Origin of the sequence: Kluyvera sp. Awk 3, assembly GCF_028069715.1 — a bacterium.
In the GTDB taxonomy this organism is placed as follows: domain Bacteria; phylum Pseudomonadota; class Gammaproteobacteria; order Enterobacterales; family Enterobacteriaceae; genus Kluyvera; species Kluyvera georgiana_A.
The window spans coordinates 24,091-41,199 of the sequence record NZ_JANEWH010000030.1 but is presented as its reverse complement, the minus strand read 5'-3'; the positions used below and the strand labels follow the sequence as shown (position 1 = coordinate 41,199).

Sequence of the window (17,109 nt, the reverse complement as noted above, 5' to 3'; positions counted from 1 at the left end):
ACTCTACACTGCCCTTATTCCAGCGAATTCGAGCTGTAACAAGGAAATAACATCATGAAAAATAACCGTATATGTCAGATTTTAGGTATCGAAAAGCCGGTCATTCAGGGGCCTCTTTCCTGGTTGACCGATGCGCGACTGGTCGCTGCTGTTAGTAATGCCGGGGGCCTTGGTGTGCTGGGGCCAAATGCCGGGTTGACCGCTGAGACCGCCGTCTCAACGCCGGAAGAAACCGCAGAGAAAATGCGCGAAGAGATTCGCAAAACCAAAAAACTGACCGAAAAACCGTTCGCCGTAAACCTGATCCCCTCAGCGGAGAATGATATCTGGACACCGGGAATCCTACAGGTGATCAAAGACGAAGCGGTAAAAGCCGTGGTTTATACTGGCTACAGCGACGGTGCGATTATTCCTGAATTGTTTGATGAGCTGAAAGCGGCCGGTATCGTCATTATTTATCGCGACATTAACCCGACGCCCGCCAACAGCCGTGCAGCGGAACATGCCGGCGCCGATATGATTGTCGCCACCGGTTTTGATGAAGGTGGCACTCTGCCAGGTACCGCACTGGGGACGTTCTCTATTGTCCCGTTGATTGTCGATGCCGTGGAAAACGTTCCGGTTCTTGCCGCCGGCGGTATCGTTGATAAGCGTACGGCCAAAGCCGCCTATGCGCTGGGCGCTGAAGGGATATTCGCGGGTTCCGTGTTCATCAGCACCGTGGAAAACCGTGTGCCGCAGTCAGTTAAAGAGAAAATTGTCGCGGCGAACGGCCTTGATTTACGTTTGTTCCGCACCCTGCCCGACTACTATCGCTCGCTGCCTGGGAAGTTGGCAGAGAAACTGGTCGCACTCGATAAAGCAGGCGCCAGTAAAGAAGAGTTAGCCAGCGTGATGGGCGGCCTGCGTGGGTTACGCCTTGGCATGCTGGAAGGCAACACCGATGAAGGCTATATCTCACTGGGTACCGGTATTGGCGGTATCAAGCAGATTCTCAGCGTCGCTGAAGTGGTCGAACAATTATCGGCATAACATAACAAGGGCAGCCTGCGCTGCCCTTTGAGTTAGGGACAAAACATTTCACCGCGGCTAAAACTCCAGTCCTCAGCCTGGTTGAACTGGATAATTATCATCACATCATCCGGTGAGATAGCCAGTTCACGTTCAAGACGTTCGTTCAGCATGCGATAAAAACTTTGCTTTTGTTCCCGCGTTCGCGGTCGGCCTGCGGTGATCTGTATCAGGACAAATCCTTCACTACGGCCACCGCTAAGGTAGTGAGTATTGAATATGCGCTGATTGGCCGTCAATTTATCGATCAACTGAAAACAGTCTTCAACGGGAACAGCAAAGCTATCGACCAGGCTTTGATGAAGAATCGTCGACACCATTGCTATCTGTGTATCGCTATAGATATCACCCAGCGTTATGCGCGTTAAGGGCATGATCGTTCCTCCTTTTCACTGATGCAGCCCAGCGCCGTGACGGCTGCGGGCCAGCCGATATAAAAAGCCAGATGCGTAAAGGCCTCTATGATCTCTTCCTGCTGCAGACCGTTTTGACGTGCAAAGTCCAGGTGCCAGGGTATCTGTTGTATGCGCCCCATAGCCGCTAGCGCGGACAGGGTTATCAGGCTGCGGTCGCGTGGAGAGAGGTCTTCCCTCTGCCAGATATCATTGAAAAGGAGTTGGCTGCTCACTTCGGCAAGTTTTGGGGCTATTTTTGCCAGGGTATGACGATCCAGTGATGACGACATAATGGTTCTCCGTATTGACAGTCCCCTCATACTGGCGCAACAGTAGTGTCCTGAATATCGAATAGTTCAGGACCAACCGTCCTGATAAAAAGGATGAATATGCAAAAGAGGCTTCCTGCACTGGATCTGGACGCGTTACGTAGTTTTATAACCGGTATTGAGTGCGGTAGTTTCGCCCAGGCGGCCACGCAGCTTTGCCGGTCAACATCTGCAGTCAGCGCTCAGCTCAAAAAGCTCGAGCACCAGTGCGGTACCGCGCTGGTGATGAAAAAAGGTCGTCACCTCCAGCTCACTTCTCAGGGAGAAATATTGCTGGCTTACGGACGTCGCCTGTTGGCCTTGAGCGATGAAGCACAACAAGCCATCAAAGGTGCCCAGTTACAAGGCGAAATACGTATTGGCATGCAGGAGGACTTTGGCGAGTCGTTGATGCCTGGCATTCTGGGACAATTTCATTATCAACATCCTGACGTCAGGATCATGGCGAAAGTTGACCGTAATGACCCCTTACAGCAGGCTCTTGCTGAACAGGCTCTGGATATGGCCCTGTTCTGGCAGCCGGACCTCAGCGCAAGCGATGGCAAACTGTTAGACGTACGGCCGCTGGAGTGGATTGGCTCAGAAAATGGGGTTCTTGATCAATTACTTGCCGACGGAGAGCCCATTCCCCTGGTGATGTTTGAACACCCCTGCCTGATGCGCGCTCGTGCCACGGCAGCCCTGGATAACGCGGGAATTCCCTGGCGTGTGGTATTCGTTAGCCATAGTCTGGGCGGTATTTGGGCCGCGGTTCAGGCGGGCTTGGGGCTTACCGTCCGTACGCGGGTCGGCATGCCAGCGAATCTAAGAACGGTAAACGCCCGACTGCCTTCGCCGGGCGTTATGGGAATCACGTTAAAACATAATCCCGCCAGTTTATCGACACAACACCCGGCACATTTGCTACTGGAGCAACTGATTGTCCAGGCGCTAGCGGCTGCTTAACGCTAATCCTATGAAGCGCTTACGGCTGCCCTGTCCTTAACATCTCATTAAATTCGCATAGCGTTTGGTATTGTTCCAAAGTTTGCACCATCTTTCCAGAGCCCGTTTTCCGCATATTCAGAACAATATTTTCAACGCTATGTTGATTGGCTTTATCAGCTAATGCCATTGCCCCGATTAACGTACCGGTGCGGCCAACCCCGGCATTGCAATGAATCAGTGGCATTTCACTAAGATTATTATTTTCCGCGCATTTATCGCTTATTTTATTCTTGACATAACGAGTCAATTCATTTAATTCCATCACGTTAATTGAGGTTTTGTCGGGCCAATTTGTAACATGGGTAACTGAATGCGTACTTTCCTTCTGCCCATCATTAATCTTCATTTTATAATGATTTAATATTAAACTTCCAATTTGCGTGTTTACTTTCACTCTTGTATTTTTGTTAATTTTTGGCGCGATGGCAACCTGTATGCCATCATAATTCCCACTTTCACAAAAATACATAGGAAGTCCTTTATCGGCAATATCATTTGATGAGGATAACACAACGACCACTGCTGGCTTTTGCTCCAGCAACATCCGGCAATGCTCGGCCATATGATCAGCTTTGGGATACTGGCAGCGCATTGCAATTTCTTGACCGTTAATCGAAATCTTATTTGCTGGCATAGCCGTGCCGTTTGATGTTCGAATCTGTGAACATACAGCTGTACCTATATCGTTGTAACGCTGAAGATTCGGAACGGTGATATACTGAAAAGACTGCGTAAGCTCATTTATTTTATTATACTCGGCCTCCACATTATTATTTTGAGCATAATCTTTGGCGGGCAGCGCTGGAAATAAAGCATTCGTACGGGAAAGAAGATGTGCATACTTCTCTGAGCGCAGCATTTTCATACCATTATAAATAACTGGTTTATCTTTCCCCAAGTTTTCAGGGCTATTTTTCACCTCAAGTAATCTTTTGGCAAAGCAAATGTTGTTAGGGGTCTTATTCTTTTCAGCCAAACTAACTGCGGCCACAGTGCTCTTGAATAGATGAGCTTTAATGTAAAGTATGGGGGGATTCATTTTAATCATGTTATTACCATTTTTCACGCGTTGAGCTAATGCTCTGATTAAGAGGTGTGCTAGCGTTTTCCAATGCTGTAATTAACTTAGAGCCTATCTCAATCTGATGAGTCTCGATTATAGTTCTGCGTTGTGTTGCTGGCATGGTCAAACATCCTTTTCCGGGAAAAGGAATATCTTAAGTTCCCCTTCTTTGAAAAAGATATCATTTAACGATTATTCAGCCATGAGTTAATTGATTAGCGTGAGTACCTGTGCGGCAAGAGAAAAAGCAAGAAGAGAGTCTGCAACAGACATTTTCGTTCTCCGAAAGCGAGGAGACTATTTCGGAATTTACTTTTTGGCAACATTTTTGGCCCGGCGAGTACCGGGCCAATGGGTATCAGGAAAACTTGAGATACACCTTTTCTTCCTCAACCTGCACCGGGTAAATCGTCACCCCCTCGGTCAATGGGCTACACATCGCTTTTCCGGTTTTGATGCAAAAACGTCCCTGATGCAACGGGCACTCAATTTCACCGTCTTCCAGAAAACCATCGCTCAGGCGAGCATTGCCGTGTGAGCAACGGTTATCGCTGGCGAAAATGCCTTCATCGGTGCGATACAGCGCAATATCGCGGCCATTAACCTCCACGCCAATCACATCATCTTCTGGCAGTTCGGCCAGCGAGGCGGCTAAGATCCAGCTATCAGACATCGTTATCCCCTTAAATTGGATAGATCAGCGAGTTGGGCACCAGTTCGCTATCAAAAATACACAGACGGCTGGCAAATCGTAGCCCTTCCGCGGTTTGGACCACCGTGTCGAGGTAGTAGCCGACATTAAACACTTCGCTATGCCCATCTGATTTGGTGCGAAAAACCGCATAGTGAGTACGCGCGGTAATGCCCTTCTCGTCCATCGCCAGAATATGCGGCAGCCCCACGACGTGACGTTGGTAGTACGGATCGTGGAACAGCGTCTCGGCGATACCATAGATGCGATCCTTCAGCATCCCTTTGCTTTCCAGGTTGATGGTCGATAGCGGCAGTTGGCGATCGTAATTCTCGCGTGGAATCACCTTGTAGCAACAGTCGTCGGTAAACAGTTCTGTCCATCTCGCCCATTCTGCGCGGTCGACAATGTCGCTGTACGCCGTTTGCAGCGCGACCAACTGCTGCCAGATTTCAGGGTTAATCATCATGTTAAATCTCCAGTACGCCGCGCCAGTAGTGATACATCCCACGAATTAAACTTTCCGAAACCATATGATCGGTATTTTCGTAGCCGGTGCCGTTCATTTCTGCGAGCGTGCGACGATGGTCATTGTGATGGAAGCCTTGCTGCGAGAACTCCACCACTTCGCCATCATCCGCAGACACAAAACCCGCTGGGCCGAACAGATTGGCTTGTTTAAGGCGACGTTGCGTCATTTCGTCGTCGTCATCAGCAAAGCCAAAATGGGTCCAGACGAAATCGAATTCGTTTGGCCCTCGCGGTTGGATATGGCGCACCGACATGGAGTTGACGTTCTGCTGGACCACCAGACTCGGAAACAGCGTCATCATCACCACCGTCGGGCCATTCCACCAGGGCTCCTCTACTACGTCGAGGAAACTGGCGTCGTTAAGTTGCATCTGCTCTTTAAAGCTGCTCACGCCTTGAGTGACCGCACTTTTACCGCCGTTGCCTTTACGGCTGATCATCGCCGCGTGGCGGTATTGATCATCCATAATCAACTGGGAGCGATTATCGGCGCGCCATAGTCCAAAAGTAACAAACCAGGTGTGTAGCAGGCCTGCGTGGTACGGATCTTTAATGTTCTCCTGCATCAGCTTCCAGTTACCAGGAATACGCTGACGGTTATAACCCAGTAACTTCAACTGACGACCACTGAAGACACGTTCAAAATAGGCCAGAATTTCCGGGCCCAGATACTGCTCAAGCGGCTCGACATCGTACGAAAATGAGGCGAATACCACGCCGTTATGGCAGGCGACGTTGAGTTTTTTCAGCCCGTGTTCCGCGGGGTTAAAATCTTTAGGCATCCCGCCGTTCACTTTACCATCCTGCTTGACGCCGCGGCGGAATGGCACGCCCTGCAGGTTACCGTCGAGGTCGTAATTCCATTGATGATAGGGACAGACAAAATCCGTGCGGTTACCGGATTTTTCCCGACAGAAGCGCATTCCACGGTGAGCGCAGACATTTTCCACCACGTTGATCTCGCCCTGCGGGTTGCGTACGGCAATCACCGAGCGTTCGCCCACCACGCTGCGGACAAAATCGCCCGGTTCCGGGATCTCCGCTTCCAGCGCCACGTAGCACCAGTGTTTGCCGTAGAAAATTTTCTCCAGTTCGCGCTGGTAGATATCGTCGCGGGTATAGGCCCAGTAAGGAATGCGGCTGGTGCCGTCGTCAGGCCAGAGTAAATTGCTATTGGGTGCAGAGGTGAAGCTCATCATGACTCCTTTTCGTTATCTATCCGGGAAACGACATTACGGTTGGTAATAAAACGCGTCGGCATGAATATCGTCAGCCCGCGCGCCCAGGGCGCGAGCCTGAAGGCTCATGGCTTCGACCATTGCCGGTGGTCCGGCGGGGTAAACTTTCCAGCCGGTTAAGGCGGGCAGATCCAGGGCGACAGCTGCGGGCAGTCGGCCTGTGCGGTACGCTGCGGATGGGGTTTCCTGACTCAGAACGAGGTGGTAACGGAAATTGCGATAGGTTTGGGCGAGCGACTCCAACTGATCCACACCGTAGAGATCGCTAGCCCATCGGCAGCCGTAGTAAAGATGAATGGGGTTAGCCATCCCGGCTGCCAGCGCCGCACGAATAATAGAGAGTTGCGGCGCCAGGCCAGTGCCGCCGGCGACGCACAGCATTGGGCCGTCATGTTTTTGTCGCAGCCAGCTGCCGCCCATCGGACCGTTGAGTTTGATCATCGTCCCCGGTGTCAGGCTCTCGATCAGGCCCGGTGTGACACGGCCATCAGAAACAATGCGAATATGAAACTCCAGCTCATCGTCCTGCGGGAGCCCTGCCATTGAGTAGCTGCGCTGACCGCCGCCGGGAAACGTCAGTCTGACAAACTGTCCGGCTGACCAGGTAAAGGGTTTGGCGGGCTTCAGGCGAAGCTGCCATACGTCGTGGCACAGCGGTGAAAATGCCGTCACCGTGGTTTTTAACGTTCGCGCCGGATGCACCACGATCTCATCGGCGGGCGGCAGCTCAATGGTGCACGCCGAGTGCAGCGTGGTACAACAGGCCAGCACCTCACCCGCCGCCATTTCTGGCACATCATCCGGCAGAATTTGTTCGACGTTACCGCTAACCACCTTACAGCGACAGGTCTGACAGCGCCCCGCCATGCAGCTGTATGAGATAGGAATTTGTTGCTCGCGTAAGACGTCCAGCAGATTGCTGCCGGGGGTAACGGTGACCTGGCGGTTAACCGGAGTGAAATCCACTTGCATCACAGTTCCTTACCTTTAATGTTGTTATTTTGTTAACAAAGCGTATAAAAAAACGGAGCGGTGAGATATGCCGTACGGTTTATAGCGGTTATTAATCGGATTGATAACGATATCTATGTCACGTTTAAACGAAGTGGATCTCAATCTTCTGGTGGTCTTTCGCCATATGTACAGCGAGCGTCATACCGGGCGTGTTGCGGAAATTATGGGGCTCACGCAGCCTTCGGTAAGCCATGCGCTAAAGCGCCTGCGTATTATGCTGGGCGATGAATTATTTGAAAAAGCGTCGCGCGGGATGCGCCCGACGCCCTATGCCGAGGCGATAGCGGCAGATGTCGATGAGGTATTGAGCACACTAGAAAAAACGCTGAACTACCGTAATACGTTTAATCCCTGTGACAGTCAGCGAGAATTTCGCGTGGCGATGACCGACCTTGGTGAAATTTATCTGCTGCCGCGGCTGATGAATTTGCTCAGCAAAGAAGCGCCTGGGGTACGAATTACCACCGTGCGCGACACGGCGGTACCGTTAAAAATCGAGATGGAGAATGGCGGTGTCGATTTGGCCATTGGGCTGCTGCCGCAGCTGGAGGCGGGATTTTATCAGCGCCGCCTGTTCGACCAGCGCTATGTGTGCCTGATGCGCAAAGACCATCCTTTGAGTACCGTTCCCTTTGATGAAGAGGCCTTCCGGGCAGCTCAGCACATCAAAGTGATGGCCCAGGATTCCGGGCATAAACGGATTTTTGAGCTATTTGCCAAAGCGGGCGTGACCGATCTCAGCCCGCTCTGCGTGCCGCATTTTATGGCAATCCCCTATATTCTCAGTGAGACCGACTTTATCGTCACCGTGACGGAGAAGCTGGCGCTGCAAACCGCGCAGCGCTTCGGGCTGATTATTCGTCCGTTGCCCTATGAGTTACCCCGTATTCAGATTAACCTGTTCTGGCACAGTCACGTCCATCAGGACGCCGCCAACACCTGGCTACGTCGTTGTTTTATGCGGTTATTTACCGAGTAACAGAATGCTGCGAATCACTCTCCGGGACCAGCATGATCATTTTTAACGCCCGGTTGCTTGCCAGTTGCCAACTCAGTTGCCGATAGGTGACGTCACCTTTTACCGCATGATGAAAAACGCGTTCGCCCCCTTCCCGTACAATGACCTGCTGTTGAGACCAGAACTCACGAAAATCGCGGCTGTTATCGTTCATTTGCTGCACAAACGCGTTAAGCGTGCTGTCCTTCGGATAATGAATCGCATCTGAACGGAGTTCAGCGACGATACGCCGCGCCCGCGCTTCCCAGTTATCGACCAGCGTGCGCGCCAGTGGATGCTGGAACATAAAGGTCATCATATTGGGTGCAGGTTCGGTGCCCAGCCAGCCGCTAAACAGCGTCTCAGCGCCTTTATTCCACGCCAGCACCTGCCAGGTGAGATCCAGCAGATAGCAAGGTTCCGAGACGTGATGCACGGTAGACAGAATCGTCTGTTCTACCGCAGGTACCTGTTCGCTGAGTGGGTCGCTCTTATGCGCCAACAAAAAGAGATATTCACGCTCTGCGGGTTTGAGCTGCAGCGCAATGGCAATACCAGAGAGCGTTTGTGCGGAAACGGTGATATCACGCCCCTGCTCCAGCCAGGTATACCAGGTGGTACTGATACCGCTCATTTGTGCGACCTCTTCACGCCGTAGCCCCTTCGTTCTCCGGCGTGAAAGAACGGGAATGCCCAGCATTTCCGGCGAGGTGCTTTCGCGCTTCACGCGTAAAAATGCCCCCAACGCTTCTGGCCCTGTCAGCCCGGTTTTGTCCATGGTAGTAACTCGATATACCAGTATAAGTGCCAATATTGTACCCGTATTAATCCCGGCGTATAGTCCGTTGTAACAAGAACATAACAACAGAGGAAGACGGGTATGAACAACCATCATGAAGCATTGGTGAAGTCACAGTTTGGCGGTCAGGCGGCGGCCTATTTACAGAGCAATGTCCACGCCCAGGGAGCCGATTTGCGGCGCCTGAGCGAATGGTTATCCGAAGATAGCGAGGCCACGGTACTGGATGTTGGCTGTGGCGCCGGGCACGCCAGTTTTACCGCCGCGACACAGGTTGCACAGGTGACGGCATACGACCTGTCTGAAGGGATGCTGGCGGTGGTTGCCGAGGAAGCGCAAAAACGTGGGCTCAACAACATTACCTGTGCACAAGGCCCGGCAGAAATATTGCCATTTGGCGATAACAGCTTTGATATCGTTATCAGCCGCTATTCCGCCCACCACTGGCACGATATGCAGGCGGCGCTGATGGAGATTCGCCGCGTCCTGAAACCAGGTGGCCGCTTTATCATGATGGACATTGCATCACCGGGAAAAGCGATTCTGGATGTGTGGCTGCAAACCATTGAAATACTGCGCGATCCATCGCACATTCGCAATTATTCGCAAGGCGAATGGTTGGCGATGGTCAATAACCGGGGAATGGTCGTCGATAAACTGGTTGGCGATACGCTGCACCTAGAATTCTCCTCCTGGGTTGCGCGGATGAAAACGCCGGACAATATCATTGAGGCCATTCGTTACCTGCAAGAAAAAGTCTCTCATGAGGTACGCGAGCATTTCGCTATTGCCGCGGATGGCAGCTTCACTTCCGACACCATTATGTTCCAGGCACGCTAAAAGTGCAGGTTGTCGCCAGAATTGGCGGCAACCTCTTTTCTTACTTCAGTTTAAAAGTGACACTGTCACCATGAAAGACCATCAAACAAACCTGAAATTGCCGAGCTTTTAGGCAGTCACCCGCTTTTTTGTGCCCTTTCTATCGATTTGTCACCATCATGTTAAGCGTTGCTCTATAATCTTGCGCGCTGCACCCGCCGCTGGGTCTGGAGTGAAGATAACGGAGTTAAGTCAGATGTTACCAGGCAAGAAAAATCGTTCCCTGTATATCCCTTATGCGGGGCCGGTTCTGTTGGAATTTCCGCTGCTGAATAAAGGCAGCGCGTTCAGTATGGAAGAACGCAGCAACTTCAACCTGCTGGGGCTACTGCCCGAGGTTGTCGAGAGTATTGAAGAACAGGCCGAGCGCGCCTGGATTCAATATCAGGGTTTCAAAACTGAAATCGATAAGCATATCTACCTACGCAACATTCAGGATACCAACGAAACGCTGTTCTACCGCCTGGTTGAAAACCATCTCGATGAGATGATGCCGGTTATCTACACGCCGACTGTCGGTGCGGCCTGCGAACGTTTCTCTGAGATTTATCGTCGTGCGCGTGGCGTCTTCATCTCTTATCAGAATCGTCACAACATGGACGATATCCTGCAAAATGTGCCAAACCACAACATCAAAGTCATTGTGGTTACCGACGGAGAACGTATTCTCGGCCTGGGCGACCAGGGTATCGGCGGTATGGGAATCCCTATCGGTAAGCTTTCGCTGTACACCGCCTGCGGCGGCATCAGCCCTGCCTACACCCTTCCGGTGGTACTGGACGTCGGCACCAACAATCAACAGTTGTTGAACGACCCGCTGTATATGGGCTGTCGTAACCCGCGTATCAGCGACGAAGAGTACTACCAGTTTGTTGATGACTTTATCCAGGCCGTGAAACAGCGCTGGCCAAACGTGCTGCTGCAGTTCGAAGATTTTGCGCAGAAAAACGCGATGCCGCTGTTAAACCGCTATCGTGATGAAATCTGCTGCTTTAACGACGATATTCAGGGCACTGCGGCGGTCACCGTCGGTACGCTGATTGCGGCAAGCCGCGCGGCGGGTAGCCAGTTGAATGAGCAGAAAATTGTCTTCCTCGGGGCCGGTTCTGCGGGCTGCGGCATCGCCGAGCAGATCATTTCGCAGATGCAGCGTGAAGGTCTGAGCGAAGAACAGGCTCGCAGCCGCGTGTTTATGGTCGACCGTTTCGGTCTGCTGACCGACCAGATGCCTAACCTGCTGCCGTTCCAGAGTAAACTGGTGCAAAAACAGGAAAAAATTCACGACTGGCAGCATGACAATGAGCAGATTTCACTGCTCGATGTGGTGCGTAACGTGAAGCCGAATATCCTGATTGGCGTATCTGGTCAGACGGGCCTGTTCACGGAAGAGATTATTCGTGAAATGCACAAACACTGCCCGCGTCCGATTGTGATGCCATTGTCGAACCCGACGTCACGCGTAGAAGCCACGCCGCAGGATATCATCAGTTGGACTGATGGTCAGGCGCTGGTTGCTACCGGCAGCCCGTTCGCGCCGGTGACCTGGAAAGATAAGGTGTACCCGATCGCCCAGTGTAATAACTCTTATATCTTCCCGGGGATTGGTCTGGGCGTAATCGCTTCCGGCGCTTCGCGTATCACCGACGAAATGCTGATGTCGGCGAGCGAAACCCTGGCGAAACACTCTCCACTTGCCAATCACGGCGAAGGACTGGTGCTTCCTGAGCTGAAGGATATTCACATCGTCTCGCGTGCCATCGCCTTTGCGGTGGGTAAGATGGCGCAGCAACAGGGGGTCGCGACGAATACCTCTGCTGACGCGCTGCAAGAAGCGATTGATGAGAACTTCTGGCTGCCGGAATATCGCAGCTATCGTCGTACCTCGATTTAACCTGTCCCATTAGCCCGGCTGAGCAAGCGTGACGCCGGGTTCTTCACTCAATCTTCTGGCTGAAAATGATGTTATGCACGATGCCAAATGTGTCTTATCTTAAATACTTTATATGTATGTTGTAACTAATATCTTTGGTGGTAAAGATATTACACACCCGCTACACTGCATTCACCGAATCATCTGACATCATGAAAAGGAGGCTAATTATGCTGTACTGTGAAATTTTCAATGTTTCACATACATTTGGTGATCGCACCAGCTCAAGCGTTATCGGTATCGTGCTGCGATAACTTCTGCTTGAGCGAAGACACCAACCTTTAAACCCTTCCCTCGGGCTTATCAAGTTATCGTCAGCGTTGTATGACGAGGCATTCCCATGCCTGTAACACTTGAGTAAGCAAATGAGCACATTACTAACTGCACAATCTCTTCACGTTGAGACGGCGTTCGGCCCTCTTTTCAACGCACTCTCCTTCACCCTGAAGAAAGGCGATCGTATCGGTCTGATTGGCTATAACGGTTGCGGGAAAAGTACCTTATTACAGGTACTTGACGGAACCATTACCCCTTCGTCCGGTAGCGTGTCCATCGCAAACCATTGCCTGATGGCGCGTGTCGAACAGCATCTTCCTGATGAGCTGCTGGCACAATCGCTCATACAGGCGGTACTGGCGCAGTTGCCTTTCACCGCGCGTGAAAGCCAGCGCTGGCAGGCTGAGCGGCTGCTGATGGAAATGGGGTTTCACGCTGATGAGCTTGAACAGGCTGCCGCCACCTTAAGCGGCGGACAACATACGCGGCTACTGCTGGCGCGCGCGTTGATTCTTAATCCCGATCTGTTGCTGTTGGATGAGCCGGGTAACCATCTCGATCTGCCAACGCTGCTTTGGCTTGAAACGTTCCTGAATAACTGGAACGGCAGCTTTGTGCTGGTTTCACATGATAATCCGCTACTGGATGCCGTGACCAACACCAGTTGGATATTACGTGATAATACCCTGCACGCGTTCTCACTCCCCTGCACCGCCGCTCGTCAAGCGCTGGCTGAACAGGATGAGAGCGATGCGTTAAGGCATAAAGCGGAACAAAAGGAGATCGACCGGGTCACCGCCAGCGCCAAACGGTTGGCCACCTGGGGACAGGTCTATGACAACGAAGATCTCTCCCGCAAGGCCAAACAGATGGAGAGGCAGGTTGCCCGGTTGAAAGCAGCGCAAACCGACCTGACCGCCGGCACGCCATGGCAACTGGAACTCAATGGCGATGCCGTACGGGCCGACCGGTTACTGGAAATGGAGCACCTTGCCGTCCCCCCTGCGCCGGGTCTCGCGCCACTGTTTACCACCGGCATCGCCCGGCTGCAAAGCGGTGACCGCGTGGCCATTATGGGACGCAACGGCGGCGGCAAATCTTCGCTTCTGCGTCTGCTTTGGCGACAAATGCAGCAGGAAGCGCCAGACATCGGGCTTAAGTTGCATCCGCGTCTGCATCCGGGCTATTACGACCAGACGTTACACCAGTTAGCGGATAACGCCACGCTGCTGGAGGCGCTGGAAATGTTCGAGCCGTCGGGTGAAACCCGCAAGCGCGCGCTGATTTCAGCCGGTTTCGGCTGGACGCGTCATGGGCAAAAAGTCAGTACGTTGAGCGGCGGCGAACGTTCGCGCCTGCTGTTTGTCGGCCTGTCCCTTGCCCGCTATAGCCTGCTGTTGCTGGATGAACCCACCAACCATCTGGACATCGACGGTAAAGAAGCGCTGGCGGAAACGCTCTGTCACTACCCCGGAGGCCTGCTGCTGGTCAGCCACGACCGCCAGCTCATCAACCAAAGCTGTAACCGCTTCTGGCTGATTGACGAGTTCGGGTTGAGCGAATGGCCAGACGCCGACGCGGTATATGAGCAGTTACGCCAGCGTACCCGCGCAGAAACTTCGGAGGCGGCAACGGTTTCATCCCCTGTAACCACGCCGGAAGGCGATGACCTGCTTGAGCGCTTAATTACGCTTGAACAGCGGTTAGCAGAGGATCTGGCGCGCAAGCCGAAACATCAGAAGCCGCTGATGCAGCAACGTTGGCGAGAGGAGATTGCCTTAATCAATAAGCAGTTAAGCTAAACGGTACCCCGGCTGAACATTGCGACGCCGGGGTTTCCTTTTTAAGCCGCTTTAGCGCGACAATTTATTGCGGGTTTTTCTGCAGCCACGCATTCCACGCTTGCTTAATCTCCTGCTTGGCGGCGGCGGCATCGTTAAAACCGTCCAGTTCCACCTTTTTGCGCCCTTCCGGCAGCTGTTTGTAGACGCGGAAAAACGCCTGCAACCGCTCCTGCTCGACTTTTGGCAGATCGCTGACGTTCTTAATATCGTCATAAGTCGGGTCAATTTTGCTGGCGGGAACGGCAATGATTTTGTCATCTTTCTCACCGCCGTCGATCATCTTCAGCACGCCAATCGCGCGTAACTTAATTAGCGTACCCGGAGCCATTGGCGCGCGGGTATAAAACACCACATCCAGCGGGTCGCCATCTCCCGCCAGCGACTGGGTCAGCGAACCGTAGTTAGCCGGATAAGCCACCGGCATCGACTGGAAACGATCGGCGATCAGAAAACCGGTTTTAGCGTCGGTTTCATATTTGATAATTCCCCCCGCCGGAATCTCGGTCACCGCATAAAACTCTTCCGGGTTATTCTCGGGCTGCGGAAACTCGAGGATATTATGCGCCTGAGCGGCAGCGGATAGAAACAGGCTTGCGGCAAGGATAGTTTTGACCAGATGCATTGTGTGTTCACTCTATTGTTATAGGGAAAGTAAAAAGCACACCGTAGAGTTTGCGAGTGAACAAAGGATGACCGTTTGATGACAATACGGTTAACCCTTAATGCTATCAATATGAAAACCCACCAGATTCTTCTCTCTTCATGCCTTGCGTTTTACGCCCCTATGACTAATCATTAATGAGTATTATTTTCGAATACAACATAACCAGGAGTAGGATATGAAGGCTGCAGTTGTCACTCATGACCATCAGGTAAACGTCACCGATAAAAAGCTGCGTCCGTTGCAGCACGGTGAAGCGCTGCTTTCCATGGAGTGCTGTGGGGTCTGTCACACCGATCTGCACGTAAAAAACGGCGATTTCGGTGACAAGACCGGGGTGATCCTCGGCCATGAAGGGATTGGTATTGTTAAAGAGATTGGCCCTGGTGTGACCTCGCTGAAAGTGGGCGACCGCGCGAGCGTGGCATGGTTCTTCGAAGGCTGCGGGCACTGTGAATACTGTAACAGCGGTAACGAAACCCTTTGCCGCTCGGTAAAAAATGCCGGTTACAGCGTCGATGGCGGCATGGCTGAAGAGTGCATTGTTACCGCCGATTATTCGGTAAAAGTACCGGACGGCCTCGACTCCGCCGCGGCGAGCAGCATCACCTGCGCGGGAGTCACCACCTATAAAGCGGTGAAAGTGTCGCACATCAAACCTGGGCAGTGGATTGCCATTTACGGTCTTGGCGGCCTGGGTAACCTGGCGCTGCAATATGCGAAGAACGTCTTTAATGCCAAAGTGATCGCGCTGGACGTTAACGATGAACAGCTGAAGCTGGCCGCGGAAATGGGTGCGGATCTGACCATCAACTCCCGCAGCGAAGACGCGGCGAAAATCGTACAGGAAAAAACCGGTGGCGCGCATGCCGCCGTGGTCACCGCGGTGGCGAAAGCCGCATTTAACTCAGCGGTTGACGCGGTTCGCGCTGGTGGCCGAGTGGTCGCAGTCGGCCTGCCGCCGGAGTCGATGAGTCTCGATATCCCGCGTCTGGTGCTGGACGGCATTGAAGTCGTTGGCTCGCTGGTTGGCACCCGTCAGGATCTGACCGAAGCCTTCCAGTTCGCCGCCGAAGGAAAAGTGGTACCGAAAGTTGCGCTGCGTCCATTAACCGACATTAACGCGATCTTTAAAGAGATGGAACAAGGCCAGATCCGTGGCCGTATGGTGATTGATTTACGCCATTAATGTTCTCAGCCTCTCCCTGATGGGAGAGGCTTATTTCAGACAAGTGCCCTGCGCTGCTGATAACGCGCGTAAAGCAACAAAGACGACATCGCGAGAAATGACAGTGCCGCCGCCGGTAATGCGACGCTGTTCCAGCCGAAATTCACGGTAATCATCAGCCCACCGAAAAACGCGCCAATCGCGCTCCCCAGATTAAAAGCAATTTGCCCACCAGCCGCTCCCAACATTTCTCCGCCCTTCGCATTTTGCAGCAGCAATATTTGCAGCGGTGCGGAAAGCGCAAACAGCCCGGCACAGCAGATAAAAGCCAGCGTCAGTGACGCAACCTTAATGCCGCCCAGCGCGAAGATCATCAGCAGCGCCACCACGATAACGAAATCGGTGGTGGCGGCAATGCGCAGCGGGCTGTAGCGCCCGGAAAGCTTGCCGCTCAGAATGTTGCCCAGCACCATACCGAGGCCCACCAGCATCATGATGAACATCATCGCCCCCTCGGAAAACCCGGAGACGTTCATCATAAACGGCTTGATATAGCTGAACCACGCAAATACCCCGGCGTTGCCAAACATTGTGGCCGCGAAAATAAGCCACGGCGCAGGGCTTTTGAGAAAATGAAACTGCTCGCGTAAACGCGCATCTGACTTATCAAATAGCGTGGGCACCCAGGCGATGATCGCCAGCAGCACCGCCACGTCAAACAGAGCAATGGCCAGAAAGGTATAGCGCCAGCTGAATTGATGTCCCAGCCATGTCCCTGCCGGCACGCCAACCAGATTCGCCACCGTCATCCCGGCAATCATCCCCGCCACCGCCGCGGTCACCCTTCCGGGTGGCGCAATTTTCGACAGAATAATGGCCCCTACGCCAAAGAAAGCCCCGTGCGGAAAACCTGACACCAGTCGCCCGAATGCCAGCATCACATAGCTGGAGGAGAAGGTAAAAATGACATTGCCAGCAATACAGAGCGCGGCCAGCAGCAACATGATGGACTTGAGGGAAAAGCGCGTAGAGAACAACGCGATGATCGGCGCGCCAATGACCACCCCAAAGGCGTACCACGAGATCATATTCCCCGCGACCGGGATTGAGATCCCCACGTCGTGCGCCAGCTCGGGCAGTACGCCCATAATGCCAAATTCGGCCATTCCCAGGCCAAACGTGCCCAGCGCCAGCGCGAAGATTGTTTTTTTCATCCCTCTAATCACTTGTTTATGT

17 protein-coding genes are annotated in these 17,109 nt (G+C 52.8%); 7 read left to right on the top strand and 10 right to left on the bottom strand.

Annotated elements, in window-relative coordinates:
- Nucleotides 1–54 precede the first annotated feature (54 nt).
- Nucleotides 55–1,032, top strand: coding sequence for an NAD(P)H-dependent flavin oxidoreductase (locus NNN71_RS08910; RefSeq protein WP_271458345.1), 978 nt, complete (start codon nucleotides 55–57; stop codon nucleotides 1,030–1,032).
- 32 nt (nucleotides 1,033–1,064) lie between these two features.
- Here NNN71_RS08910 and NNN71_RS08905 read toward each other — a convergent pair whose 3' ends face one another.
- A complete protein-coding gene (locus tag NNN71_RS08905) occupies nucleotides 1,065–1,445 on the bottom strand; it encodes a tautomerase family protein (protein WP_271458344.1) in 381 nt (126 codons plus the stop codon).
- Complete coding sequence (locus NNN71_RS08900; RefSeq protein WP_271458346.1) at nucleotides 1,436–1,759, bottom strand: carboxymuconolactone decarboxylase family protein; 324 nt, start codon at nucleotides 1,757–1,759, stop codon at nucleotides 1,436–1,438. Before NNN71_RS08900 ends, NNN71_RS08905 begins: the two co-directional genes overlap by 10 nt.
- A gap of 96 nt (nucleotides 1,760–1,855) precedes the next feature.
- On the opposite strand from NNN71_RS08900, the gene NNN71_RS08895 reads away from it, so the two are divergent.
- On the top strand, nucleotides 1,856–2,740 hold the full coding sequence (locus tag NNN71_RS08895; RefSeq protein ID WP_163445602.1) for a LysR substrate-binding domain-containing protein: 885 nt from the start codon (nucleotides 1,856–1,858) through the stop codon (nucleotides 2,738–2,740).
- A 19-nt stretch (nucleotides 2,741–2,759) separates the two neighbouring features.
- On the opposite strand, the gene NNN71_RS08890 is transcribed toward NNN71_RS08895, so the two are convergent.
- From NNN71_RS08890 to NNN71_RS08870, 5 genes are all read right to left on the bottom strand, one after another.
- Entirely contained in the window at nucleotides 2,760–3,830 is a 1,071-nt protein-coding gene (locus NNN71_RS08890) for a protein-tyrosine phosphatase family protein (protein WP_163445600.1), read from the bottom strand.
- 373 nt (nucleotides 3,831–4,203) lie between these two features.
- A complete protein-coding gene (locus NNN71_RS08885; protein ID WP_163445599.1) occupies nucleotides 4,204–4,518 on the bottom strand; it encodes a non-heme iron oxygenase ferredoxin subunit in 315 nt (104 codons plus the stop codon).
- 10 nt (nucleotides 4,519–4,528) lie between these two features.
- On the bottom strand, nucleotides 4,529–5,005 hold the full coding sequence (locus NNN71_RS08880; RefSeq protein ID WP_271458343.1) for an aromatic-ring-hydroxylating dioxygenase subunit beta: 477 nt from the start codon (nucleotides 5,003–5,005) through the stop codon (nucleotides 4,529–4,531).
- A gap of 1 nt (nucleotide 5,006) precedes the next feature.
- A complete protein-coding gene (locus tag NNN71_RS08875; RefSeq protein WP_271458342.1) occupies nucleotides 5,007–6,263 on the bottom strand; it encodes an aromatic ring-hydroxylating dioxygenase subunit alpha in 1,257 nt (418 codons plus the stop codon).
- Between the two features lie 36 nt (nucleotides 6,264–6,299).
- Nucleotides 6,300–7,277: a 2Fe-2S iron-sulfur cluster-binding protein gene (locus tag NNN71_RS08870; RefSeq protein ID WP_163445594.1), complete on the bottom strand. Its 978-nt coding sequence runs from the start codon at nucleotides 7,275–7,277 to the stop codon at nucleotides 6,300–6,302.
- A 115-nt stretch (nucleotides 7,278–7,392) separates the two neighbouring features.
- On the opposite strand from NNN71_RS08870, the gene NNN71_RS08865 reads away from it, so the two are divergent.
- Complete coding sequence (locus NNN71_RS08865; protein WP_163445592.1) at nucleotides 7,393–8,298, top strand: LysR family transcriptional regulator; 906 nt, start codon at nucleotides 7,393–7,395, stop codon at nucleotides 8,296–8,298.
- Here the strand turns inward: NNN71_RS08865 and NNN71_RS08860 are convergent.
- On the bottom strand, nucleotides 8,288–9,094 hold the full coding sequence (locus tag NNN71_RS08860; RefSeq protein WP_271458341.1) for a helix-turn-helix transcriptional regulator: 807 nt from the start codon (nucleotides 9,092–9,094) through the stop codon (nucleotides 8,288–8,290). The genes NNN71_RS08865 and NNN71_RS08860 overlap by 11 nt on opposite strands.
- Nucleotides 9,095–9,196: 102 nt before the next feature.
- On the opposite strand from NNN71_RS08860, the gene NNN71_RS08855 reads away from it, so the two are divergent.
- The 3 genes from NNN71_RS08855 (at nucleotide 9,197) to NNN71_RS08845 (ending at nucleotide 14,002) form a co-directional block, all read left to right on the top strand.
- Nucleotides 9,197–9,955 (top strand): class I SAM-dependent methyltransferase, encoded by a 759-nt coding sequence (locus tag NNN71_RS08855; protein ID WP_271458340.1) that lies wholly within the window; start codon nucleotides 9,197–9,199, stop codon nucleotides 9,953–9,955.
- Nucleotides 9,956–10,190: 235 nt separating this feature from the next.
- Nucleotides 10,191–11,885, top strand: a complete 1,695-nt coding sequence (locus tag NNN71_RS08850; protein WP_163445586.1) for an NAD-dependent malic enzyme — start codon at nucleotides 10,191–10,193, stop codon at nucleotides 11,883–11,885.
- A gap of 404 nt (nucleotides 11,886–12,289) precedes the next feature.
- Entirely contained in the window at nucleotides 12,290–14,002 is a 1,713-nt protein-coding gene (locus tag NNN71_RS08845) for an ABC-F family ATP-binding cassette domain-containing protein (RefSeq protein WP_271458339.1), read from the top strand.
- A 64-nt stretch (nucleotides 14,003–14,066) separates the two neighbouring features.
- Here the strand turns inward: NNN71_RS08845 and NNN71_RS08840 are convergent, their stop codons facing one another.
- Complete coding sequence (locus NNN71_RS08840) at nucleotides 14,067–14,666, bottom strand: inorganic diphosphatase (RefSeq protein WP_271458338.1); 600 nt, start codon at nucleotides 14,664–14,666, stop codon at nucleotides 14,067–14,069.
- Nucleotides 14,667–14,883: 217 nt separating this feature from the next.
- On the opposite strand from NNN71_RS08840, the gene adhP reads away from it, so the two are divergent.
- A complete protein-coding gene (gene adhP, locus NNN71_RS08835; protein WP_163445580.1) occupies nucleotides 14,884–15,894 on the top strand; it encodes an alcohol dehydrogenase AdhP in 1,011 nt (336 codons plus the stop codon).
- 35 nt (nucleotides 15,895–15,929) lie between these two features.
- Here the strand turns inward: adhP and araJ are convergent, their stop codons facing one another.
- Nucleotides 15,930–17,087, bottom strand: a complete 1,158-nt coding sequence (araJ, locus tag NNN71_RS08830) for an MFS transporter AraJ (protein WP_271458337.1) — start codon at nucleotides 17,085–17,087, stop codon at nucleotides 15,930–15,932.
- Between the last annotated feature and the right edge of the window lie 22 nt (nucleotides 17,088–17,109).

Bases quoted from the DNA above. Each gene is read 5' to 3' on its own strand.
- NNN71_RS08880 (WP_271458343.1), bottom strand. From the start codon at position 5,005: ATGATGATTAACCCTGAAATCTGGCAGCAGTTGGTCGCGCTGCAAACG.
- adhP (WP_163445580.1), top strand. From the start codon at position 14,884: ATGAAGGCTGCAGTTGTCACTCATGACCATCAGGTAAACGTCACCGAT.
- NNN71_RS08840 (WP_271458338.1), bottom strand. From the start codon at position 14,666: ATGCATCTGGTCAAAACTATCCTTGCCGCAAGCCTGTTTCTATCCGCT.
- NNN71_RS08845 (WP_271458339.1), top strand. From the start codon at position 12,290: ATGAGCACATTACTAACTGCACAATCTCTTCACGTTGAGACGGCGTTC.
- NNN71_RS08905 (WP_271458344.1), bottom strand. From the start codon at position 1,445: ATGCCCTTAACGCGCATAACGCTGGGTGATATCTATAGCGATACACAG.
- NNN71_RS08895 (WP_163445602.1), top strand. From the start codon at position 1,856: ATGCAAAAGAGGCTTCCTGCACTGGATCTGGACGCGTTACGTAGTTTT.
- NNN71_RS08910 (WP_271458345.1), top strand. From the start codon at position 55: ATGAAAAATAACCGTATATGTCAGATTTTAGGTATCGAAAAGCCGGTC.
- araJ (WP_271458337.1), bottom strand. From the start codon at position 17,087: ATGAAAAAAACAATCTTCGCGCTGGCGCTGGGCACGTTTGGCCTGGGA.
- NNN71_RS08865 (WP_163445592.1), top strand. From the start codon at position 7,393: ATGTCACGTTTAAACGAAGTGGATCTCAATCTTCTGGTGGTCTTTCGC.
- NNN71_RS08850 (WP_163445586.1), top strand. From the start codon at position 10,191: ATGTTACCAGGCAAGAAAAATCGTTCCCTGTATATCCCTTATGCGGGG.
- NNN71_RS08890 (WP_163445600.1), bottom strand. From the start codon at position 3,830: ATGATTAAAATGAATCCCCCCATACTTTACATTAAAGCTCATCTATTC.
- NNN71_RS08860 (WP_271458341.1), bottom strand. From the start codon at position 9,094: ATGGACAAAACCGGGCTGACAGGGCCAGAAGCGTTGGGGGCATTTTTA.
- NNN71_RS08885 (WP_163445599.1), bottom strand. From the start codon at position 4,518: ATGTCTGATAGCTGGATCTTAGCCGCCTCGCTGGCCGAACTGCCAGAA.
- NNN71_RS08855 (WP_271458340.1), top strand. From the start codon at position 9,197: ATGAACAACCATCATGAAGCATTGGTGAAGTCACAGTTTGGCGGTCAG.
- NNN71_RS08875 (WP_271458342.1), bottom strand. From the start codon at position 6,263: ATGAGCTTCACCTCTGCACCCAATAGCAATTTACTCTGGCCTGACGAC.
- NNN71_RS08870 (WP_163445594.1), bottom strand. From the start codon at position 7,277: ATGCAAGTGGATTTCACTCCGGTTAACCGCCAGGTCACCGTTACCCCC.